Annotated in this window: 15 protein-coding genes; 14 read left to right on the top strand and 1 reads right to left on the bottom strand. The window is 72.1% G+C overall.

The window, feature by feature from the left end; all coding sequences use genetic code 11:
* The first annotated feature begins 99 nt into the window (after positions 1-99).
* The 10 genes from AWX74_RS02070 to AWX74_RS02025 all read left to right on the top strand — a co-directional run bounded on the left by AWX74_RS02070 (position 100) and on the right by AWX74_RS02025 (position 16,036).
* A complete protein-coding gene (locus AWX74_RS02070) occupies positions 100-1,449 on the top strand; it encodes a bifunctional folylpolyglutamate synthase/dihydrofolate synthase (RefSeq protein ID WP_091270913.1) in 1,350 nt (449 codons plus the stop codon).
* Positions 1,450-1,666: 217 nt separating this feature from the next.
* Complete coding sequence (gene ndk / locus AWX74_RS02065; RefSeq protein WP_006542688.1) at positions 1,667-2,080, top strand: nucleoside-diphosphate kinase; 414 nt, start codon at positions 1,667-1,669, stop codon at positions 2,078-2,080.
* 541 nt (positions 2,081-2,621) lie between these two features.
* Entirely contained in the window at positions 2,622-3,653 is a 1,032-nt protein-coding gene (locus AWX74_RS02060; protein WP_091270910.1) for a rod shape-determining protein, read from the top strand.
* Positions 3,654-3,765: 112 nt separating this feature from the next.
* Positions 3,766-4,758, top strand: coding sequence for a rod shape-determining protein MreC (gene mreC / locus AWX74_RS02055; protein ID WP_091270908.1), 993 nt, complete (start codon positions 3,766-3,768; stop codon positions 4,756-4,758).
* Between the two features lie 7 nt (positions 4,759-4,765).
* On the top strand, positions 4,766-5,302 hold the full coding sequence (gene mreD / locus AWX74_RS02050) for a rod shape-determining protein MreD (RefSeq protein ID WP_091271144.1): 537 nt from the start codon (positions 4,766-4,768) through the stop codon (positions 5,300-5,302).
* Positions 5,299-7,605, top strand: coding sequence for a penicillin-binding protein 2 (mrdA, locus tag AWX74_RS02045; RefSeq protein ID WP_091270907.1), 2,307 nt, complete (start codon positions 5,299-5,301; stop codon positions 7,603-7,605). Before mreD ends, mrdA begins: the two co-directional genes overlap by 4 nt.
* A 115-nt stretch (positions 7,606-7,720) precedes the next feature.
* Positions 7,721-8,956, top strand: a complete 1,236-nt coding sequence (rodA, locus tag AWX74_RS02040) for a rod shape-determining protein RodA (RefSeq protein ID WP_054566911.1) — start codon at positions 7,721-7,723, stop codon at positions 8,954-8,956.
* 99 nt (positions 8,957-9,055) lie between these two features.
* A complete protein-coding gene (locus AWX74_RS02035) occupies positions 9,056-11,107 on the top strand; it encodes a TIGR03960 family B12-binding radical SAM protein (protein WP_091270905.1) in 2,052 nt (683 codons plus the stop codon).
* Positions 11,091-11,852 (top strand): TIGR03936 family radical SAM-associated protein, encoded by a 762-nt coding sequence (locus AWX74_RS02030; protein WP_091270903.1) that lies wholly within the window; start codon positions 11,091-11,093, stop codon positions 11,850-11,852. Before AWX74_RS02035 ends, AWX74_RS02030 begins: the two co-directional genes overlap by 17 nt.
* A gap of 959 nt (positions 11,853-12,811) precedes the next feature.
* Positions 12,812-16,036 carry an Rne/Rng family ribonuclease gene (locus AWX74_RS02025; RefSeq protein WP_091271142.1) on the top strand — a complete coding sequence of 1,075 codons (3,225 nt, stop codon included), beginning with the start codon at positions 12,812-12,814 and terminating at the stop codon, positions 16,034-16,036.
* 186 nt (positions 16,037-16,222) lie between these two features.
* Here AWX74_RS02025 and AWX74_RS02020 read toward each other — a convergent pair whose 3' ends face one another.
* Positions 16,223-16,864 (bottom strand): MFS transporter, encoded by a 642-nt coding sequence (locus tag AWX74_RS02020; RefSeq protein ID WP_091270901.1) that lies wholly within the window; start codon positions 16,862-16,864, stop codon positions 16,223-16,225.
* Between the two features lie 618 nt (positions 16,865-17,482).
* Between AWX74_RS02020 and rplU the strand changes: the two genes are divergently transcribed.
* The 4 genes from rplU (at position 17,483) to proB (ending at position 21,020) form a co-directional block, all read left to right on the top strand.
* Complete coding sequence (gene rplU, locus AWX74_RS02015) at positions 17,483-17,800, top strand: 50S ribosomal protein L21 (RefSeq protein WP_006543759.1); 318 nt, start codon at positions 17,483-17,485, stop codon at positions 17,798-17,800.
* Positions 17,801-17,804: 4 nt separating this feature from the next.
* Positions 17,805-18,095: a 50S ribosomal protein L27 gene (rpmA, locus tag AWX74_RS02010; RefSeq protein ID WP_054566916.1), complete on the top strand. Its 291-nt coding sequence runs from the start codon at positions 17,805-17,807 to the stop codon at positions 18,093-18,095.
* 140 nt (positions 18,096-18,235) lie between these two features.
* Positions 18,236-19,885 (top strand): GTPase ObgE, encoded by a 1,650-nt coding sequence (obgE, locus tag AWX74_RS02005; RefSeq protein WP_091270899.1) that lies wholly within the window; start codon positions 18,236-18,238, stop codon positions 19,883-19,885.
* A gap of 10 nt (positions 19,886-19,895) precedes the next feature.
* Complete coding sequence (gene proB / locus AWX74_RS02000) at positions 19,896-21,020, top strand: glutamate 5-kinase (protein WP_091271140.1); 1,125 nt, start codon at positions 19,896-19,898, stop codon at positions 21,018-21,020.
* Positions 21,021-21,217 lie beyond the last annotated feature (197 nt).

The following is a 21,217-nucleotide window of genomic DNA, read 5'->3' as shown; positions in this document are numbered from 1 at the left end:
CGCGGCGCGCCGGGGCGGCCGGCGTTCGGAGGCCGGCGACCTGCGCGGCTGTCTCCCGCGGGGAAGAGGCCGCTTCGGTGATGCCATAACCTCGGCACCGTGACAGACGTGAGCACGGGGAACACGCCGGACGACGCTGCCGGCCTCGCCAGGGTGGAGAAGGCGCTCGCCGGGCGGTTCCCGCACCGGATGCTTCCCGATCTGGAGCGGATGCGGGATCTCGTGGACCTGCTGGGGCATCCCGAGCGGTCCTTCCCGTCGATCCACATCACCGGGACGAACGGCAAGACCTCCACGGCCCGGATGATCGACGCCCTGCTGCAGGCGTTCGGCCTGCGCCCCGGCCGCTACACCTCGCCGCACCTGGAGACGGTCACCGAGCGGATCAGCATCAACGGCACCCCCGCGAGCGCGGAGGTGTTCGCCCGCGCCTACGACGACGTGATCCCGTACGCCGAGCTCGTCGACACCCGACACGCCGAGCGGGTCACCTTCTTCGAGCTGCTCACCGCGATGGCGTTCTCCGCCTTCGCGGACGCGCCGGTGGACGTCGGCGTGATCGAGGTCGGGATGGGCGGCACCTGGGACGCGACGAACGTCATCGACGCCCCGGTCGCGGTGATCACGCCGGTCTCGCTGGACCATCCGGAGCTCGGATCGACGGTCGAGTCCGTCGCGGCGGAGAAGGCCGGCATCATCCGGCCGGACTCGCTGCTCGTGCTGGCCCAGCAGCAGCTGCCCGCCGCGGAGGTGCTGCTGCGCCGGGCCGCCGAGCTGGGCGCGACGGTCGCCCGGGAGGGCCTGGAGTTCGGTGTCGTCGGCCGGCGGGCCGCCGTCGGCGGGCAGATGCTGACCCTGCGGGGCCTCGGTGGGACCTACGAGGAGGTCTTCCTGCCGCTGCACGGCGTGCATCAGGCGCACAACGCGGCGGTGGCGCTGGCGGCAGTCGAGGCCTTCCTCGGCGGTGGGCAGAACCAGCTGGACGCGGACGCCGTGCTCGCCGGGTTCGCCCAGGCGAGTTCGCCGGGCCGGCTTGAGGTGGTCCGGCGTTCGCCGACGATCGTTCTGGACGGCGCGCACAACGTCGCCGGCGCCGTGGCCCTCGCGGCCGCGGTGGACGAGGCCTTCGGCTTCGAGTCCCTCGTCGGTGTGGTCGCCGTCCTGGGCGACAAGGACGCGGATGGCATCCTCGCCGCGTTGGAGCCGGTCTTCAGCAACGTCGTGATCACGCAGAGCACCTCGCCGCGGGCGATGCCGGCGGACGATCTGGCGGCGGTCGCGGTGGATGTCTTCGGCGCCGACCGGGTCGAGGTGGCGCTGCGTCTGGACGACGCGCTGGACGCCGCGGTGCGCCTGGCCGAGGAGGAAGGCGAGCTGGGTGGCACCGGAGTGCTGGTCACCGGCTCACTGGTGACGGTGGGGGAGGCCCGCCGTCTCCTCGGCCGCTGACTGCCGCTGACCATCGGCCGCTGACCGGCCGCTGCCCGTGGCACCGCCGCGCCGTCGCGCCGTCGCGCCACTCCGACGGGTGGTCTCGGGGGAGTGCGCGCGCCGGTCCGGATCGTGGACCCTGTAGGTTTGCCAGGGGCCAACCGGTCGCGCCAGTAGCCGCGGACCGTCCGGCCATCCCGCGTCAAAGATGACGAAACGAGTCTGAAGGAGTCCCGTGTCCTCCGAGCGCACCCTCATCCTGGTCAAGCCCGACGGCGTCAGCCGTGGCCTCATCGGTGAGGTCATCGGTCGTCTCGAGCGCAAGGGGCTGAAGATCGTCGCCCTGGAGCTGCGCACGCTGGAGCGCTCGGTCGCCGAGACCCACTACGGCGAGCACGCCAGCAAGCCCTTCTTCGGCGAGCTGGTCGACTTCATCACCTCTGGCCCGCTGGTCGCCCTGGTGGCGGAGGGCCCGCGGGCGACGGAGGCGGCGCGTGGCCTCATCGGCGCCACCGACCCGGTGAAGGCGGTCCCCGGTTCGCTGCGCGGTGACTTCGCGCTGGAGATCGGCCAGAACCTCGTGCACGGCTCGGATTCGCCGGAGTCGGCCAAGCGCGAGATCGACCTGTTCTTCCCCGGCCTGAGCTGACCTGCCGGCACCGGGTGCCTCGTCCTCACCCCTGGTGGGTGGCGGGGTTCCACCGGCGCGGGTGAGCCGCCGGACGGGCGTGGCCTCGTCGAGGTGCTCACCCGGCCGCCGGCCGCCGTGGTCGGCCCGGTGTCCTCGGGTGTTCCGTCCCCGATCGGGGGAAGTCTCGTCCCTGCCGGGTGCCCGATCGGCGGCGGTCCGCCGCTGACCTGCCACCCGTCCATGGATGATGTGGAGCCGGGCGGCGTGCCGCGCGTGCCCCGGTGCGTGTGGGGTGACACGCTTCCCGGTCGGCTCGGCGACGTCGTCGGGGGCGGTCTACGCTTTCACCTACCCGGAGCGTGCCCGGTGGCTCGCCGTAATCGCCGTACCGGCGGTCACGGTGAACGGGTCCACACGAGGCGCATCCGGGCCGTCCCGCCCGTTCGACGAACTCTGTACGCGTTTCGCGCGTTGGTCGGAGAAGGCCGGTCGGTGTCGTCCGCGTGCGCCGTCCGGATCCGTCCCACCTCGCGCCCCTCGGGAAGGCCGGCACCCGACGATGTCCAGTTCGCTGTCGTTCCTCGGTCGTGACATGGCCGTCGACCTCGGTACCGCCAACACGCTCGTCTACGTCCGTGGCCGGGGCATCGTGCTCAACGAGCCCAGTGTCGTCGCGATCAACACCACGACCTCGGGAATCCTCGCCGTCGGAACCGACGCGAAAAGAATGATCGGCCGTACTCCGGGCAACGTGGTGGCGGTCCGCCCACTGAAGGACGGCGTCATCGCCGACTTCGAGACCACCGAGCGGATGCTGCGGTACTTCATCCAGAAGGTGCACCGGCGGCGTCATTTCGCCAAGCCCCGGCTGGTGGTGTGCGTCCCGTCCGGCATCACCGGTGTGGAGCAGCGCGCGGTGAAGGACGCCGGCTACCAGGCCGGAGCCCGGAAGGTCTACATCATCGAGGAGCCGATGGCGGCGGCGATCGGCGCCGGCCTCCCGGTGCACGAGCCGACCGGCAACATGGTCGTGGACATCGGTGGCGGCACGACCGAGGTCGCGGTCATCTCGCTGGGCGGCATCGTCACCAGCCAGTCGATCCGCACCGCCGGCGACGAGCTCGACACGGCGATCATCTCCTACGTGAAGAAGGAGTACTCGCTGATGCTCGGCGAGCGGACCGCCGAGGAGATCAAGATGGCGATCGGCTCGGCATACAAGGTTCCGGAGGAGCCGAGCGCCGAGATCCGCGGTCGTGACCTGGTGACGGGCCTGCCCAAGACCATCGTGGTGACCGCCGAGGAGATCCGCAAGGCCACCGAGGAGCCCGTGAACGCGGTCATCGACGCGGTCAAGGTGACCCTCGACCGGTGCCCGCCGGAGCTGTCCGGCGACATCATGGACCGCGGCATCGTCCTGACCGGCGGCGGTGCGCTGCTGCGCGGGCTGGACGAGCGGCTGCGGCACGAGACCGGAATGCCGATCCACATCGCGGAGAACCCGCTGCATTCGGTGGCGATGGGGTCGGGCAAGTTCGTCGAGGAGTTCGAGGCGCTGCAGCAGGTTCTCATCTCCGAGCCGAAGCGCTGACGGCCCGCGCGGCGCGGCCGGTGGGGACCGGGCCGCGCCCTCGGCGGCGTGCGGCGGCATGGGAGTTCGGTGGCAGGAGTGTGGCGGTGGCAGGCGGCGATGGAGGACCGACGTGGGACGTGACACCAGGCGCTCCCGTCTCGTCATCGCCGTCCTGCTCGTCCTCGCGTTCACGCTGATCACGCTCGACTACCGGACCAGCGACTCGGCGCCCGGTGCCCGGGGGGTGCTGCATTCGATCGTGGGCGGGGTCGAGAACGCGGTGACCACGGTGACCCGGCCGGTCGGCCGAACCGTGTCGTCGCTGACCCACCCGAACCGCTACCACGATCGCGCCGACCGGCTCACCGAGGAGAACGCGCAGCTGCGTCGGCAGATCTCCGACGACGCCGAGATCGACCGGTTGGCCGGTGAGCTCTCGGACCTGCGCCTGCTCGCCGACAAGGGGCAGTACACGATCGTGCCGGCCCGGGTCATCGCGGTCGGTGACGTCACCGGGATGGACTGGACGGTGACGATCAATGCCGGCCGCCGCGACGGCCTCGCCGTGGACAAGGTGGTCGTGAACGCGGCCGGCCTGGTCGGGACGGTCACGTCGGTCACCGACAGCACCGCGGTCGTCAAGCTGATCTGCGATCCGAGCAGCCGCATCGGCGCGCGTCTGGAGCAGACCAAGCTGCTCGGCGCGGTCGCCGGTGGCCAGGGTCCGTCCACTCTGACCTTCACCCTCTATGACGCCTCCTACCAGGTGCAAAAGGGTGACCGATTGGTTACGTTTGGTAGTCTCGATTACGTGGCGGGAGTGCCGATCGGCGAAGTGACCGAGGTGGTGGATGTCGGTGGCCTCTCTCGTACCGCCGAGGTCCGCCCCTTCGTCTCAATCGGCACGCTCGACCTGGTCGGCGTGATCGTCGGTGGCCCCGCCACCGACCCGGGTGACCGGGTGCTCCCGCCCCGCGCGGTGCCGGACTCCGGCGCGGCCGGCTCCACCGACAGCCAGGCGCCGAGTGGGCAGGCGCCCGCCGGCCAGGCGCAGAGCGGTGAGACGCCGGCCGGGCAGGCCCCGGCCGGTGGGGGAGCCCCGGCGGCCCAGGGCGCGGGGTGACGCGGCGGTGTGGGATGGCGGGTTCTCCGAGGAACGGCTGCATCCGCGTGCCTTCGCGGCCGCGGTTGCGCTGCTGGCCGTCGCCGTCGTCCTGCAGGTGTCGGTGGTGGCCCGGCTCGGCGCCCCGCTTGGCCGCCCCGATCTGGTGATCGTGCTGCTGGCGATCATCGCGCTGATCGAGGGCCCGCTGCTCGGCGCGGTGCTCGGCTTCGTCATCGGGCTGCTGGCCGATCTGATGTCCACCCATGTGCTCGGGCAGACGGCCCTCGTGCTGTGCCTGGTCGGGTATCTCGCCGGCCTGGTGATGAACGCGGCGGAGCGTTCGATCACCGTTCCGCTCGCCACCGTGGGAGCCGCGGCGGTGTTCGGCACCCTCGGGAACGCGGCGGCGACCGCGATCCTGGGCGACGCGGCGCTCACCGGAGCCCAGGCCCTCGAGCGGGCCGCCGCCGCCGGTCTCTACGCGCTGCTGGTGACCCCGTTCCTGTTCCCGATCGCCACGGCAGCCTCCCGCCGCCTGCACCGGGATCGGGGGCGGCTGTGAACGACCGGATGCGGATCCGGCTGCTCATCCTGCGAGTGCTCGTTCTCTCTCTGCTGGTGACGCTGGGTGCCCGGCTGTGGGTGCTGCAGATCCTCGACGGTGAGCGGTACCGCAGGGTCGCCGAGACGAACCGGGTCCGGGAGGTCGTCACCCCGGCGACCAGGGGAATGATCGTCGATGACCAGGGGCAGCCGCTGGTCCGGAACCGCACGTCCCTGGTCATCTCGGTGAACCGGTCGACCATCGACCGGCAGTCCGACAAGGGCCGGGCCGTCCTGGACCGACTCGCCACCGTGATCGGCACGCCGCGGGCCGACATCGAGCAGCGCATCCGATTCTGCTCGGCCACGGTGAAGGCGCCGTGCTGGAACGGCTCCCCCTACCAGCCGGTTCCGGTGGCGAAGGACGTCTCCTCGGCGCAGGCGCTCGCGGTGATCGAGCATCCGGACCGCTTCCCCGGGGTGTCGGCGGATCTGCAGGCCGTCCGCGAGTACCCGAACGGTTCGCTCGCGGCCCACGAGCTGGGCTACCTCGCGCCCGTCTCCCAGGACCAGCTCGACGACCAGGGCGGTGAGAAGGGCTACCACCTCAACAGCCTGATCGGTGTCTCCGGGCTGGAGTACACCTACGACGACGCGCTGCGCGGGGCGGACGGCGTGGAGCGCCTGGAGGTGGACCGGTTCGGGCGGGTCGCCGGCACCGCCTCCACGACGGACCCGGTCAGTGGCGACCACCTGGTGCTCAACCTGGACCTCGACGTGCAGCGGGCCGCCGAGCAGGCGCTCGGGAAGACGCTGGAGTCGCTCGGCGGTGGCGCCAGGGCGGCGTCGGCCGTCGTCCTGAACGTGCGTACCGGCGGCGTGGTCGCGCTCGCCAGCCTGCCGACCTACAACCCGTCGGTGTTCGTCGGCGGCATCTCCCAGAAGGACTACTCCGCGCTGTCCGACCCGGCGAACGGCACACCGCTGCTGTCGCGTGCCTACCAGGGCTCGGCCGCGGCGGGCTCGACGTTCAAGGTCGTCTCCACCGCGGTCGCGATGCAGCAGATGGGCGCCAAGGGCGACGAGAAGTTCGACTGCGCGCCGACGCTGCAGGTCGGTGACCAGATCTTCCACAACTTCGACGGGTCGTCGGCCGGCCCGATCACGCTGCACCAGTCGCTGGTCATCTCCTGCGACGTCATCTTCGACAAGTTCGCCTACGACGCCTGGGTCGCCGACGGCGGTCTGCGCAACGGCCGCGGCCCCTACCCGGAACCGAAGGAGTACTTCGTCCACATGGCCGAGGCCATGGGGTTCGGCAGCCGCACCGGGATCGACCTGCCCGGGGAGACCTCGGGCGCCGTCGTCGACCGGGCGGACGCGAAGAAGATCTGGGAGGAGCTGAAGGAGTCGTACTGCCGGCGGGCGCAGAACGGCTATCCGGAGGAACCGGACCCGGTCAAGGCGGAGCGGTACCGCAAGTACGCGGCCGAGGCCTGCGTCGACGGCTACCTCTACAACGCCGGTGCGGCCGTGCAGTTCTCCATCGGCCAGGGCCAGTACCTCTCCGTCAGCCCCCTGCAGCTAGCCACCGCCTACGCGGCCATCGCAAACGGTGGGACGATCTACCAGCCCACGCTCGCGAAGGCGACCATCTCCCCGGACGGCAAGCGGACGAAGCTCATCGAGCCCACCGTCACCGGCCATCTGCCCGTCTCGCCGGAGATCCTCGCCTATATCCGGGGCGGTCTGCAGGGTGTGACCACCGAGGCCGGTGGCACGGCGTCGGGTGTGTTCGCGGACTGGCCCAGCGATCTCGTACCGGTCGGGGGCAAGACCGGTACCGCCGAGGTCGAGGGCAAGGGCGACACCTCCTGGTTCGCCTCGTTCGCCCCGGCGAACGATCCCCAGTTCGTGGTCGTGGTGAGCATTCCGGAATCCGGGACCGGTGCGGAGTACGCGGCGCCGGTCGCCAAGGAGATCTACAAGGCGCTCTACGGCGTCGGCCAGCCAGCGGCACTGCCCGGCGGCGTGCCGCCCGCCGACCTGCCTGAGCTGGGCCGGGACGGAAGCTTCGGCGGTGGTGCGGGCACGACCGCCGGCCCGGCCCCGTCGGCGCAGGGCGCGGCTGGGCAGGGCACGGTGGTTCAGGGTGCGGTGGTCCAGGGTGCGGTGGCACCGGGTGTGGCAGGCCCCGAGGCGGCCGCGCCCGGCGCGGTGCTGCCCGCGCTGTGGCCTGCCTCGGGGCCGGCCGCCCACAGCGGAACCGGGCCGGCCGCAGCGACGTCCGCCGCGGGCGGCGCGGGCCGTTCCCCGCCGTGACCGTGGGCGCTCGCGCGCCAGCCGCCTGTGCACGCGTGCGTGCACGCACCCACGCCGATCATCGCCACCAGCACGAACAACCCGCCGACGTCGACTGCCACCCAGGGGAGGGGCGATGACGCAGGACCCCGGCCCCACCGCGCTGCGGTCGTCCCCGGTCCTCGTCCGGGGGCGGATCGGGCAGCTGCGGGATCGGGCCTCCGGGCGGCACTCGCCATTGCGGCGCCTCGACTGGCCGCTCCAGATCAGCGTGGTCGCGCTCGCCCTGATCGGTGCGCTGCTGGTCTGGTCGGCAACCCGGCAGCGGATGGAGGAAGCGGGCAGCGACCCGCAGACCTTCCTCAAACGCCACCTGCTGAACCTCGCGATCGGCCTGGTGCTCGGCGCCGCCGCGACAGTGGTCGACTACCGGATCCTGCGGGCGTACGCGCCGTTCGTCTACCTGGGCTCGCTCGTCGGGCTGGTGGCCGTGCTGCTCGTCGGCACCACGGTGAACGGCGCGCACTCGTGGATCGTGCTGCCAGCCGGGTTCCAGCTGCAGCCGTCGGAGTTCGCGAAGGTCGCGCTCGTCGTCGGCGTGGCCATGATCCTCGGCGAGAAGCACGAGGACCGGCACACCGGCATCCGCCGCGGCGAGCCGGGGCATGGTGATGTCCTGCTCGTGCTGGGCCTCGCCGTCATCCCGATGGGGCTGATCATGCTTCAGCCGGACTTCGGGACGGTCATGGTGCTGGTGTTCGTGACTCTCGGGATGCTGGCGGTGAGCGGCGCGCCGCGGCGCTGGGTTCTCGGGCTGGTCCTGTGCGGGGTGCTGTTCGGTGGCGCGATCCTGCAGTTCCACCTGCTCAAGCCCTACCAGGAGGCTCGGCTCACCTCGTTCGTCTCGGAGAACAAGGCGACGTCGTCCAGCGGCTACAACGTCGACCAGGCGATGACCGCGATCGCCAACGGGGGCGTCACGGGCCGGGGGCTGTTCGAGGGCCAGCAGACCCAGGGCCAGTTCGTGCCCGAGCAGCAGACCGACTTCGTCTTCAGCGTGGCGGGGGAGGAGCTCGGGTACCTCGGCGCCGGCGGCGTGATCGTGCTGCTGGGCGTGGTGCTCTGGCGAGCGCTCACGATCGGGTTCCAGTCCCAGGACTCGTTCGGAGCGCTGATCGCCACCGGTGTGGTCTGTTGGTTCACCTTCCAGATCTTCGTCAATATCGGTATGTGTCTGGGCGTGATGCCGGTGACCGGGCTACCGCTGACGTTCCTGTCCTACGGTGGCTCGTCGATGTTCGCGAACATGGTCGCGGTTGGTTTGCTCCAGAATGTCCGTCTACGTTCCAGGTCGGACCCGTACGCGCTCTGAGGGTGTCCCGGGTCATCTCCCGGGCAGGCCTGCGGGCCGCGACAAGGTGCGTCGCCGGGGCCCGGCCGAGCCTCGGCGTGGTGCCGTAGGCTCGCGGACATGCCCGGACAGTCGCTGTTCCCTCTCTTGGAGCCACTGCTCCCACGGGTCCGGAAACCGGTCCAGTACGTGGGTGGTGAGGGGAACTCGGTCGTCAAACCTTGGGACGACACCACCGTCCGCTGGTGCCTGATGTACCCGGACGCCTACGAGGTCGGCATTCCGAACCAGGGTGTGCAGATCCTCTACGAGATCCTGAACGAGCAGCCGGACGTCCTGGCCGAGCGTACGTACTCGGTCTGGCCGGACCTTGAGGCGCTCATGCGTGAGCACGGCATCGCACAGTTCACGGTGGACGCGCACCGCCCCGTCGGTGACTTCGACCTGTTCGGGGTCAGCTTCTCCACCGAGCTCGGCTACACGAACCTGCTCACGGCGCTGGACCTGGCCGGGATCCCGCTGCACGCCGCCGACCGGGGCGACACCTCGCCGGTGGTCGTGGCCGGTGGCCACGCGGCGTTCAACCCCGAGACGATCGCGGACTTCGTCGACGCCGTGGTGCTCGGCGACGGTGAGCAGGCCGTCCTGCGGATCACCGACGTCACCCGGGCGTGGAAGGCCGAGGGCTCGCCCGGCGGGCGTGGTGAGCTGCTGCTCCGGCTGGCCCGCCTCGGCCTGGTCTACGTGCCGGCCTTCTTCGACGTGAGCTATCGGCCGGACGGCAGGATCGCCGCGGTGACACCCACCCGTGACGACATCCCGGCCCGCCCGTCCAAGCACACGCTGACGGATCTCGACTCCTGGCCGTATCCGAAGTCCCCGCTGGTGCCGCTCGCGGAGTCCGTGCACGAGCGGATGAGCGTGGAGATCTTCCGCGGTTGCACCCGTGGATGTCGCTTCTGTCAGGCGGGCATGATCACCCGGCCGGTTCGGGAGCGCAACATCGCGACGGTCGGGGCGATGGTTGACGCGGGGCTCGCTGCCTCGGGCTTCTCCGAGGTCGGTCTGCTGTCACTGTCCAGCGCGGACCACAGTGAGATAGGCGAGATCGCCAAGGCGCTGGCCGACCGCTACGAGGGCACGAACACGTCGCTGAGCCTGCCCTCGACCCGGGTGGACGCCTTCAACGTGACCCTGGCCAACGAGTTCTCCCGCAACGGTCGGCGCAGCGGCCTCACCTTCGCCCCGGAGGGCGGCTCGGAGCGCCTGCGCAAGGTCATCAACAAGATGGTCAGCGCCGAGGACCTCATCCGCACCGTGAGCACGGCCTACGCGCACGGCTGGCGCCAGGTGAAGCTGTACTTCATGTGTGGTCTGCCCACCGAGACCGACGAGGACGTGCTGGAGATCGCGGACCTCGCCCGCGAGGTCATCCGGGCGGGCCGGAAGGCCAGCGGTCACCGTGACATCCGCTGCACCGTGTCGATCGGGGGATTCGTCCCCAAATCACATACTCCGTTCCAGTGGGCCGGTCAGGCCTCGTACGAGGTGACCGACCACCGCCTCAAGCTGCTGCGGGACACCGTGCGTGCCGATCGTGAGGTCGGGCGGGCGATCGGGTTCCGCTACCACGACGGGCGCCCGGGCATCATCGAGGGCCTGCTGGCCCGCGGCGACCGCCGGGTCGGCCGGGTGATCGAGCGGGTGTGGCGCGAGGGGGGCCGCTTCGACGGCTGGAGCGAGTACTTCTCGTTCGCGCGCTGGGAGGCCGCCTGCGAGGCGGAGCTGGGCCCGCTGGGCGTCTCGCTGGACTGGTTCACCACCCGGGAGCGCGACGAGCGCGAGGTCCTGCCGTGGGACCATCTCGACTCCGGTCTCGACCGGGACTGGTTGTGGGCCGACTGGCAGGACGCGCAGCGCGAGGCGGAGCTCGACGACTGCCGGTGGACTCCCTGCTACGACTGCGGTGTCTGCCCGACGATGGGCACCGCGAACGAGATCGGCCCCACCGGGCGCACGTTGCTCCCGGTGGTCTCGGTGGCGAGCACCCCTGCCCCGGCCGCCTCCGCAACAGCCTCGGCTGTCTCACCTTCGGACGCTTCCTCCTCGGACGCTTCCCCTTCGGTTGCCTCCCCTTCGAGCATGGTGCCGGCCCGTGCCTCGTCAACCTGAGGGCCCACCGCCGCCCCCGGTGGTGGCACGCATCCGGGTGCGCTTCGCCAAGCGGGGAAGGCTGCGCTTCCTCTCGCATCGCGACATCGCCCGGGCCTTCGAGCGTGGCCTGCGCAGGGCGCGGCTGCCGGTCGCGCTCTCCGCCGGCTTCAGCCCCCATCCCCGGCTCTCCTGGGTTGGTGCCGCGCCCACCGGTGCGGCCAGCGAGGCGGAGTACGTCGAGATCGCCTTCTCCGCGCCGGTCACTCCGAGGTGGGTGCACGAAGCGCTGGACGCGGCACTTCCGCCCGGTCTCGATGTGGTCTGTTGTGTCGAGGCGCAGGGGCGGGCGCTTCCCGACCGCGTCGACGCCTCACGCTGGCAGCTTCGGCTACCTGGGGTGGCTCCGGCGGAACTGGGCGTGGCCGTTCCTGCGCTCCTGGCGCGGGAATCGCTGGTCGTCGAGCGGGCGACCAAGGACGGCAAGCGTGAAGTTGATGTGCGCGGGGCCGTGGTCTGGGCCGTTTGCCGTGCAGAGAACGACACCTGTGCGATACTGGACGTGGTCGTACGGCACACGACGCCCGCCGTTCGACCCGACGATGTGCTGACCGCCCTTTCCGCGGTCGCTGTTCTCAGCGTTCCGGTGCCACCCGAGCCGACACGGCTCGAACAGGGCCGATTGCGCGAGGATGGAACGCTGGCGGACCCGCTGGCGCCGGACCGCGATGAGGCTGCCCGGCCGGCAGGTCGACTCGAAGCGTGATGAGGGTGTCGCAGGATTGCCGGCGGTGCGAACCGTCGGACCGAGACAGCGGCTTCTGCGCGGTCGCGACTGCTGACGCAGCGCGCCCGGGAGCCCGAAAGGCTTTATAACCCGTGCCCGCCGAAGACCAGACCACCGAAGAGCAGACCGCGTCCGAGTCCGCAGCCGTGCGGCCGACACGTCGACGGCGTGCCGCCGGCCGGCCCGCCGGGCCGCCACCGGAAGCGGCCGTGCCCGTACCCGCAGCCGAGCCGGAGACAGTCCCGACCGGCTCCGGGGAGTCCAGCGCAGCGGCGCCTGCCGGCCAGGCCGCTGCGGCCATCTCGCCGTCCGAGCCCGTGGTGTCGGTTCCGGCCGACGATGCCGCGGTGACGCCGACGGCACCATCCCAGCCAGCCGAGGACACCGCAGGCCCGGTGCCGGAGGCGGCGCCAGCCAAGCCGGCGCGACGCGCGGCCACCCGGCCGCGGCGGGCGTCCCGCGCGGTCAGCGAGGCCGTGGTGGGTTCCGCCGACCCGGCCGCCGCAGCCGACCAGGCCGCCGGGCCCGCCCCGGCTTCCGACCCGGCCGCCACGTCCGCCTCCTCCACCGCCGCCATCGAAGCCGGTCCGACCGCTGATATCGGAGCGGGTCCGACCGCTGATGCCGCACCGGTCGTCGTGGCCGAGAAGCCGACCCGGACCCGCCGTCGAGCAGCCCGGTCATCGGGCACTGCCGAAGCGGGCACGAGCAAGCTGCCCGCGGGCGGCGACGGCGGCAAGGCCACCGACGGTGCGACTGTCGCTGCGTCCGAGTCGTCCGCGGTTCCCGAGTCGTCCGCGGTTCCCGAGTCATCCGCGGCTTCCGAGGCGTCTGCTGACACTGCGTCTGCTGACACTACGGAGCGCGGTGAGGTCGCCCCCGCCGCGACCAAGCCCCGACGTTCCCGTGCTCGTCGCACCGCCACGAAGGTCGAGCCGGTGGAACCGGCCCAGCCGTCCGAGCTGGCCGCCGGCGGTCCGTCGGCGACATCGGGCGGCGGGTCCGACGCGGTGGCGGCGTCGGATGCCGAGGCATCCGCGGTCGCCGAGCCGGCCGCACCGGTCGGCGCTGTCGGCACAGCCGGTACCGAAGCGCCCGTCAGTACCGATCCGACCGTCAGCACCGGCGCACCGATCAGCGCCGAGGCGCCCGCGGGCGAGGGCGAGGGCGGCCCGGCCGACGAGTCCGTGGCGCCGGCCGCGACCGACGCCGTGACCGCTTCGGTGGTCCAGCCGGGGCCAGCCGCGCAGGCGGAGTCCGGCGAGGCCGGGCCCGGCGAGGCCGGCGCCAGTGGCGACACGACCGCTCCTGCGGCCACCGCGAGTCCGGCCGCTCCGGCCGCGGACGCGTTCGCGGCCGCTGGTCCGCAGCCGGCCACGGCAGGGGAGGCGGCCCAGCGTCCGGCGCGTCGGCGTTCGCGGCCGGTCACCCCGACCTGGACCAGCGGCGCCGAGGCCGAGATCCCCGCCGCGGCAGCCAAGACACCGGCACGCCGACCGGTTGCCATGATCATGTTCCAGCAGCCCGAGGTGGCCGCGCTCGAGGAGTGGACGCGCCGCCGAGGCCGCAGTGAGCCCACGAGCGACGAGGCACCCCCGACCGGCCCGGGCCGGGCTGGCGACGGTGGCGCGATCGCGGCGCAGGGCGATTCCACGTCCGACGATGTGGCCACCGAGGAGCTCACCGACCTCGATGAGCTCGCCGCCACCGACGCGGCTCCGGAGGACGAGCCGGACGCGTTCGAGCACGATGCCTTCGTGTCCGCCGACACGGACCTGGAGTCGGACGCCGACGACACCGGCCTCGGTGGAACCCGTCGCCGTCGCCGTGGCCGCCGCGGTCGCGGCCGGGCCCGAGGCGAGGATGAGCTCGGCGAGACCTCCGAGGACGATGGCGGCGAACCGGACGAACAGGACCGGGAGCACGCGGAGGCGGAGGAGCACGAGGTCACGCCTGGCCGTCGCCGCTCCCGGCGCACCGGGACGCGCGGGTCGTACGACGGCTCGGGCGCCGCGGACGCGGAGGCGGAGCACGGCGCCGACGAGGACGCGGACGAGGACGCCGCGTACACCGTCGAGGACGGCTCGGACGACTCCGCTGACGACGGCTCCGACGACGGCGCTGACGACGAGCAGGCCGGTGGCTCCCGCCGGCGGCGGCGCCGGCGGCGGCGGTCCGGGGTCGGTGAGGCCGCACCGATGGCGGACGACCCGCCGAACACCGTGGTCCATGTCCGTGAGACCCGTAAGGACGACGACCTCGTCCGCGGGGTGAGCGGTTCGACCCGGCTGGAGGCGAAGCGCCAGCGCAGGCGGGAAGGCCGGGACAGCGGCCGTCGCCGTGCGCCCATCGTCACCGAGGCGGAGTTCCTCGCCCGGCGTGAGTCGGTCGAGCGGCGGATGGTCGTCCGGCACCACGGCGACCGCACCCAGATCGCGGTGCTCGAGGACGGCGTCCTGGTCGAGCACTTCGTGACGCGGGCGAGCTCGACCTCGTACGCGGGCAACGTCTACCTGGGCCGGGTCCAGAACGTGCTGGCCAGCATGGAGGCGGCCTTCGTCGACATCGGCAAGGGCCGCAACGCCGTCCTGTACGCCGGTGAGGTCAACTATGACGCCTCCGGCCTCGACGGGCGTCCGCGCAAGATCGAGCAGGTGCTGAAGTCCGGCCAGTCGGTCCTGGTCCAGGTTTCGAAGGACCCGATCGGGCACAAGGGCGCCCGGCTGACGAGCCAGGTCAGCCTGCCCGGCCGTTACCTGGTGTACGTGCCGGACGGGCAGAACGCGGGCATCAGCCGCAAGCTGCCGGACACCGAGCGGGCCAGGCTCAAGAGCATCCTCAAGAAGATCACCCCGGAGAACGGTGGAGTGATCGTCCGCACCGCGGCGGAGGGTGCGAGCGAGGCCGAGCTGGAGCGCGATGTCGAGCGGCTGGTCGCGCAGTGGGAGGACATCCAGCGCAAGGCGCAGAAGGCGAGCGCGCCATCGCTGCTCTACGGGGAGCCCGACCTCGTGGTCCGGGTCATCCGGGACGTCTTCAACGAGGACTTCACCGAGCTGATCGTCCAGGGCTCGACCGAGGCGGCGACGGTCGAGGAGTACGTCGACACGGTCGCTCCCGACCTGCGGGACCGGGTCCGCCGCTATGTCGGCACCGGCGACGTCTTCGCCGAGTACCGGGTGGACGAGCAGCTCGCGAAGGCGCTGGACCGCAAGGTCTGGCTGCCCTCAGGTGGCTCACTGGTGATCGACCGCACCGAGGCGATGACCGTCATCGACGTCAACACCGGGAAGTTCACCGGTAAGGGCGGGAACCTCGAGGAGACGGTCACCAAGAACAACCTGGAAGCCGCGGAGGAGATCGTCCGGCAGCTGCGGCTGCGCGACATCGGCGGCATCATCGTCATCGACTTCATCGACATGGTGCTGGAGAGCAACCGCGAACTGGTGCTGCGGCGGCTCACCGAGTGCCTCGGCCGGGACCGGACCCGCCACCAGGTCGCCGAGGTGACCAGCCTTGGTCTGGTGCAGATGACGCGCAAGCGGGTGGGGCAGGGCCTGCTGGAGGCATACAGCGAGCCCTGCGCGCACTGCAGTGGGCGCGGCGTGACGATTCACCTGGACGGTGCCCACGCGCACGCGGGACCCCAGCAGGTGCCCGCACCGCCCGCGCAGGCGAGCGCTCCGGCCGGGCGTCGGGGCAGGCAGGCGGCGAAGAGCGGCGGCCCGGCCCTGGTCGCGGCCGGCACCGCCGCGGTGCCGGCATCGCCTGACGGGCACGTGGAGACGGCGACGCCGTCCGCGGTCCCGGCGGCGCAGCCGGCGTCACCCGACGGCGCGCATGGTGCCGGTGCCGCCGACCAGGTCTCCGTGCCGGGTCACGAGGCCGTGCGGCCGGAAGCGGCGCCGACGGCCGAAGGCCACGGCGAGCTCGCGGCGGTCGGCGCGTCGAGCGGCCCGGTGGTGCTCACCGGATCCGGCGAGCGCGAGAGCACCGTCTTCGCCAACACCGACGATCCGGACAGCGTTCTGCACGGGGCGGCCAACGGGGCGAGTGCCTCGCAGGGCGCGGAGAAGCCGGCACGCACCAGGCGGCGCCGGGCCTCCCGGCCGGTGTCGAAGCCGGCCGAATCCCTCCAGCCGTCCGAGGCGGCCGGAAGCTGACCAGAGCGGCTGGGCGTGTTCCCGCGTGTCCGCGCGGAACACGCCCAGCCGCTTCTTTCTTTTCCGCGCAGGGCTTCCGTGCCCTGGTGCATCGTGGGCCTTCGGGGGCACGGTCACCGCGGCGAGCGGCCACGATCTCGGCTGGCCGGCGAATCGCGGCCGGCTGGCCTGCGGCCCGCCGCGGACTCAGGACAGCGGCGACAGGTCCCGACCGACGGCCGCGGGTGTGGCCCGGACGAAGCCGTGGCAGCCGCGCTGGCGCACCAGTTCGTCCAGGGTCGCGCGGGACCGTCGTAGCGCGCCGTCCAGCGCCTGACGCGCGCGGGGCTCGTCACCCATCTGCAGCGCGTAGGAGGCGACCACCAGGGTCTGCACCAGATCGTCCTGAGCGGAGAGCGGATCGAGCGGGCGCCCTTCATCGGCCGGAGTCCCCGAGGCCGAGGCAGCTGGGTCAGCCGGGATGGCCGGGATCGTTGGTGCGGTCGCGGCCGGCTCGGTGCTGGCGGTGACGGTGCTGGCGGTGACGGGCCTGGCCAGGCCGCGCCCATATACCGCGAGACAGCCGGCCGCCGTGGCTGTCAGCAGCGCCCACACCGCCTTGGCCCAGGCCGGGGGATCGATCAGGTCGGTGAAGACCAGCTCCGCGGTGACCAGCGTGACCACGATGGACAGCACGCCGATGGCCGCGGCAGGCGTGCCGGCCGCGGCAGCGCCGCTGGCCGCCTCGGCACGGCGGCCGGAAGCCGCTGTGAGCAGGAAGCCGCAGACGACCAGCAGCGCCGTGACGGTGGCCACGCTCGCCGCCCACGTCACGTGCTGCCAGGTCAAGGTCTTCTTCCTTCTGCTTGGCCGTGGGGTTCGCACGGCGGCTGTGGACCGCGCCGCGGCGGAAGCGCCCGCTGCGGGGGACCCCACATGTTCGCCGTGCCCACGGCGCGCGGCCATGGCCCGTCCGAGTCATGGCCGGGATGGCCTCTTCGGTGGCTGTCTATCGCCCATGCCCAGCTCTGCCTGTGTCTTCCCGTGTCCTCCTGTCGGCCACTGGTTGACTTTCGATGGTCGGGTGGGGGTCCTGTTCGGGGGTTCGGGGGTCCTGTCCAGGGGTCGGTCGGGTGAAATCGGGCCTCCGGGCGCGGGCCTTTCTCACCCCCGCGCGGATGACCTGTAAGGTGGACGGACACGGGACAGGCGCGTGCTCGCGATGTCGCCCTTGTCGGGCTCCCAGGCTTGTCGGGTTGCAAGACCCTGTCAGGTTCGGAGCCCCGTCGGGTTCGATGTCGCGCGGTCAGCATGGTCCCCGGCTCCGGGATGTTCTGGGCGCTTCGAGTGCTCCAGAGGCCTGGCAGGCTGGGTGGCATGGTGGTCTGACGCCAGCGCCGGGCACCGTGAGCAGACGTGGCGGACCGCCAGAGCGGTCCATGCGGGATCCAACAGCAGGGAGATCTGGTGTACGCGGTCGTTGCCAGCGGCGGCAAGCAGCACAGGGTCGCCGTCGGCGATGTCGTCGACGTCGAGCTCCTCTCCGGTGAGCCAGGCGCGGCCGTGAAGCTTCCGGCGGTGCTCCTGGTCGACGGTGAGTCGGTCACCCACGACGCTGACGCGCTTGCGTCCGTCGCGGTCACGGCCGAGGTCGTCGAAGTCGTCAAGGGTCCGAAGATTCGGATCCACAAGTTCAAGAACAAGACCGGTTACCACAAGCGCCAGGGCCATCGCCAGAAGTACACGCGCCTGAAGGTGACCGGGATCGAGACGGGGAAGGCCTGACGAGATGGCGCATAAGAAGGGCGCGAGCTCCTCGCGCAACGGCCGTGACTCGAACGCGCAGCGGCTGGGCGTCAAGCGTTTCGGTGGGCAGCTCGTCAAGGCCGGTGAGATCATCATCCGCCAGCGGGGCACCCACTTCCACCCCGGTGACCTGGTCGGTCGCGGCAAGGACGACACGCTGTTCGCCCTCGCTCCCGGCTATGTCGAGTTCGGCCGCAAGCGTGGCCGGCGGGTCATCAGCATCGTCGCGGTCCAGGGCGAGCAGAGCGAGCAGAAGGTCGCGGTCAGCGCCTGACCTGACGGCACGGCCGCAGTAGTTGTCTGAGATGTAGTTGTTCACAGGACGCCGCGCGTATCACCGCCGAACCGGAGGTGGTACGCGCGGCGTTCTCGTGTGGTCCCGCGGCCGGGCGGGGAGCAGGGAGATGGCTGACCATGGCGACGTTTGTCGACCGGGTTGTTCTGCACGCCGCAGCGGGTGACGGCGGCCATGGCTGCTGCTCGATCCACCGCGAGAAGTTCAAGCCGCTCGGCGGCCCCGACGGGGGCAACGGGGGCCGCGGCGGTGACGTGGTGCTGCGGGTGGATCACGGGGTGACCACCCTGCTCGACTTCCACTTCCATCCGCATCAGAAGGCGGGTGGGGGCCGTCCGGGCCAGGGCTCGAACCGGCACGGCGCGGACGGCGAAGATCTCGTGCTGGCGGTCCCCGACGGCACGGTGGTGATCTCGCCGGACGGCGAGGAGCTCATCGACCTGGTCGGCCCGGGCAGCAGCTACGTCCTCGCCCGCGGTGGGCGCGGTGGGCGCGGGAACGCGTCCCTGGCGTCGGCCCGGCGCAAGGCGCCCGGCTTCGCCGAGCTGGGTGAGCCCGGTGAGCAGCTCGACGCCGTCCTGGAGCTCAAGAGCGTCGCGGACGTCGCGCTGGTCGGCTTCCCGAGCGCGGGGAAGTCCTCGCTGGTCTCGGTCCTCAGCGCCGCCCGCCCCAAGATCGCCGAGTACCCGTTCACCACCCTGGTGCCGAACCTGGGTGTCGTCCAGGCCGGTGACCACCCGCCCTACACCGTGGCGGACGTCCCCGGGCTGATCCCGGGCGCGAGCCAGGGCCGCGGGCTGGGGCTGGAGTTCCTCCGCCACATCGAGCGCTGCTCGTTGATCGTTCATGTTCTCGACTGCGCCACGCTCGAACCGGGCCGTGATCCGCTGACCGACCTCGACATCATCGAGGCGGAGCTCGCCGCCTACACCACCGACCTGTCCGACCGTCCCCGGCTCGTCGTCCTGAACAAGGTGGACGTGCCGGACGCCGCCGACCTCGCCGAGCTCGTCACGCCGGACCTGCAGGCCCGTGGGCTGACCGTCTTCGCGGTGAGCACGGCGAGCCGGCACGGTGTGCGCGCCCTGTCGCTCGCCCTCGCGGAGCTCGTCGCGAGCCTGCGCGCCGCGGCGCCGAGCCGCAGCTCCGCCCGGGTGGTCCTGCATCCGCGGGCGGTGGACGAACCCGACTTCACGGTGCGTGCGGTCGGCGACGGCTTCGTCGTCGGGGGTCCGAAGCCGCTGCGCTGGGTGCGGCAGACCGACTTCACGAACGAGGAGGCGATCGGCTACCTCGCGGACCGGCTCGCCCGGCTCGGGGTGGAGAAGGAGCTGGCCCGCTGCGGCGCCGTCCCGGGGGTCGAGGTCACCATCGGCGATGTGACCTTCGACTGGGAGCCGACCCTGTCCGGGCGCGAGGCCCTGCTGCTCGAGGGCGCGGGCGGCGGAAGCGGTGGGAGCGCGGACGGCTACGGGCTCGTCGAGCCGGTCGCCGCGCCGACCGTCGCGACCGTCGGTGGTTCCGGCGGCATCCCGGGCGGTGGCCGGACCGGGCTGCGTGCCGGTGCGGTGCCCGACGTCCAGCTCGGTCCTCGCGGCACCGACCTGCGGCTTCGGACGTCGAAGCGGCTGACCAGGGCGGAGCGGGCGGCCCGCCGGGACGCGGCCGAGGGTTTCGACGAGACCGACAGCTTCGATACCGACGGCTTCGATGACGCCGACGGCTTCGACAGCCTCGACGGCTTCGATGACGACCCCGAGCGTGGCTAGGGGCCGGATGATGCCGCGCGCCTTCGTCACCGACGCGTCCCGGATCGTCGTCAAGGTCGGATCGTCGTCGCTGACCACCGCCGCCGGCGGTCTGGACGTCGCCCGGGTGGAATCCCTGGTGTCGGCGGTCGTCGGCCGGGCGGGTCCGGAGGGTGGGCTCGTCCTGGTGTCCTCGGGGGCGATCGCCGCCGGGCTCGCCCCGCTGGGGCTCTCCCGGCGGCCCCGGGACCTCGCCACCCTGCAGGCCGCGGCGAGCGTGGGCCAGAGCTCGCTCGTGCACTGCTACGCGGGAGCGTTCGGCCGGGCCGGCTACCGGGTCGGCCAGGTCCTGCTCACCGCGACCGATGTGATCCGGCGCACGCACTACCGCAACGCCCGCACCACCCTGGATCGGCTGCTGGCCCTGGGCGTGGTGCCGATCGTGAACGAGAACGACGCGGTCGCCACCCAGGAGATCCGGTTCGGCGACAACGACCGGCTGGCCGCGATCGTCGCCCACCTGGTGTCCGCGGACGTGCTGGTCCTGCTCTCCGACGTCGACGGCGTGTACGAGTCGAACCCGCGGCTGGGCCCGGCGGCCATGGTCCGCGAGGTCCGGTCGGACGCCGATCTCGACGGGCTGACCGCGCAGGGCACGGGCACGGCCGGCGTCGGGGTCGGCGGTATGGCAACCAAGATCGACGCGGCTCGGATGGCGGCGTCGGGTGGTGTCACCACCATCGTGACCTCGGCGGCGCTCGCGGCCGAGACACTGGCCGGCGAGGAGGTCGGGACGGTCTTCCACCCGACCGGCCCACGGCGGGCCTCGCGCCTGCAGTGGCTCGCGTACGCGACCGCCCCGGAAGGGCGGCTGTACCTGGATGACGGTGCCGTGGCCGCGGTCGTGGACCGGCAGGCCTCGCTGCTGCCCGCGGGGGTGACCCGGGTCGAGGGCGACTTCTCCGCGGGTGACCCGGTCGACCTGGTGGATCCGCTCGGGCGTCCGGTCGCGCGGGGCCTCGTCGAGTTCGACTCGACCGAACTGCCGGGCATGCTCGGCCGCTCGACGATGGAGCTGGCCGCCGAGCGTGGGCCGTCCTATGAGCGTGAGGTCGTCCACCGTGACGACCTCGTGCTGCTGCTCGCCCGCCGCTGACCGTCTGTCGCCGACCGTCTGTCGCTGATCACCTGCGGCCGGTCACCTGCCGTTGATCACGCGGATCGCCGCCGGCCGAGGTCCGGCCCACCCCCTGACCAACTGGTTACGCGGGTCCGGGGTCCTTGGGCGCCGGACGCCGGTAGCCTCGTCGTCGACGGCGTGCGGCCGCGTCGGCGACGCCGATGCCGCCGATG

It is taken from the genome of Parafrankia irregularis, assembly GCF_001536285.1.
In the GTDB taxonomy this organism is placed as follows: domain Bacteria; phylum Actinomycetota; class Actinomycetes; order Frankiales; family Frankiaceae; genus Parafrankia; species Parafrankia irregularis.
This window is presented reverse-complemented; position numbering and strand designations above follow the sequence as displayed.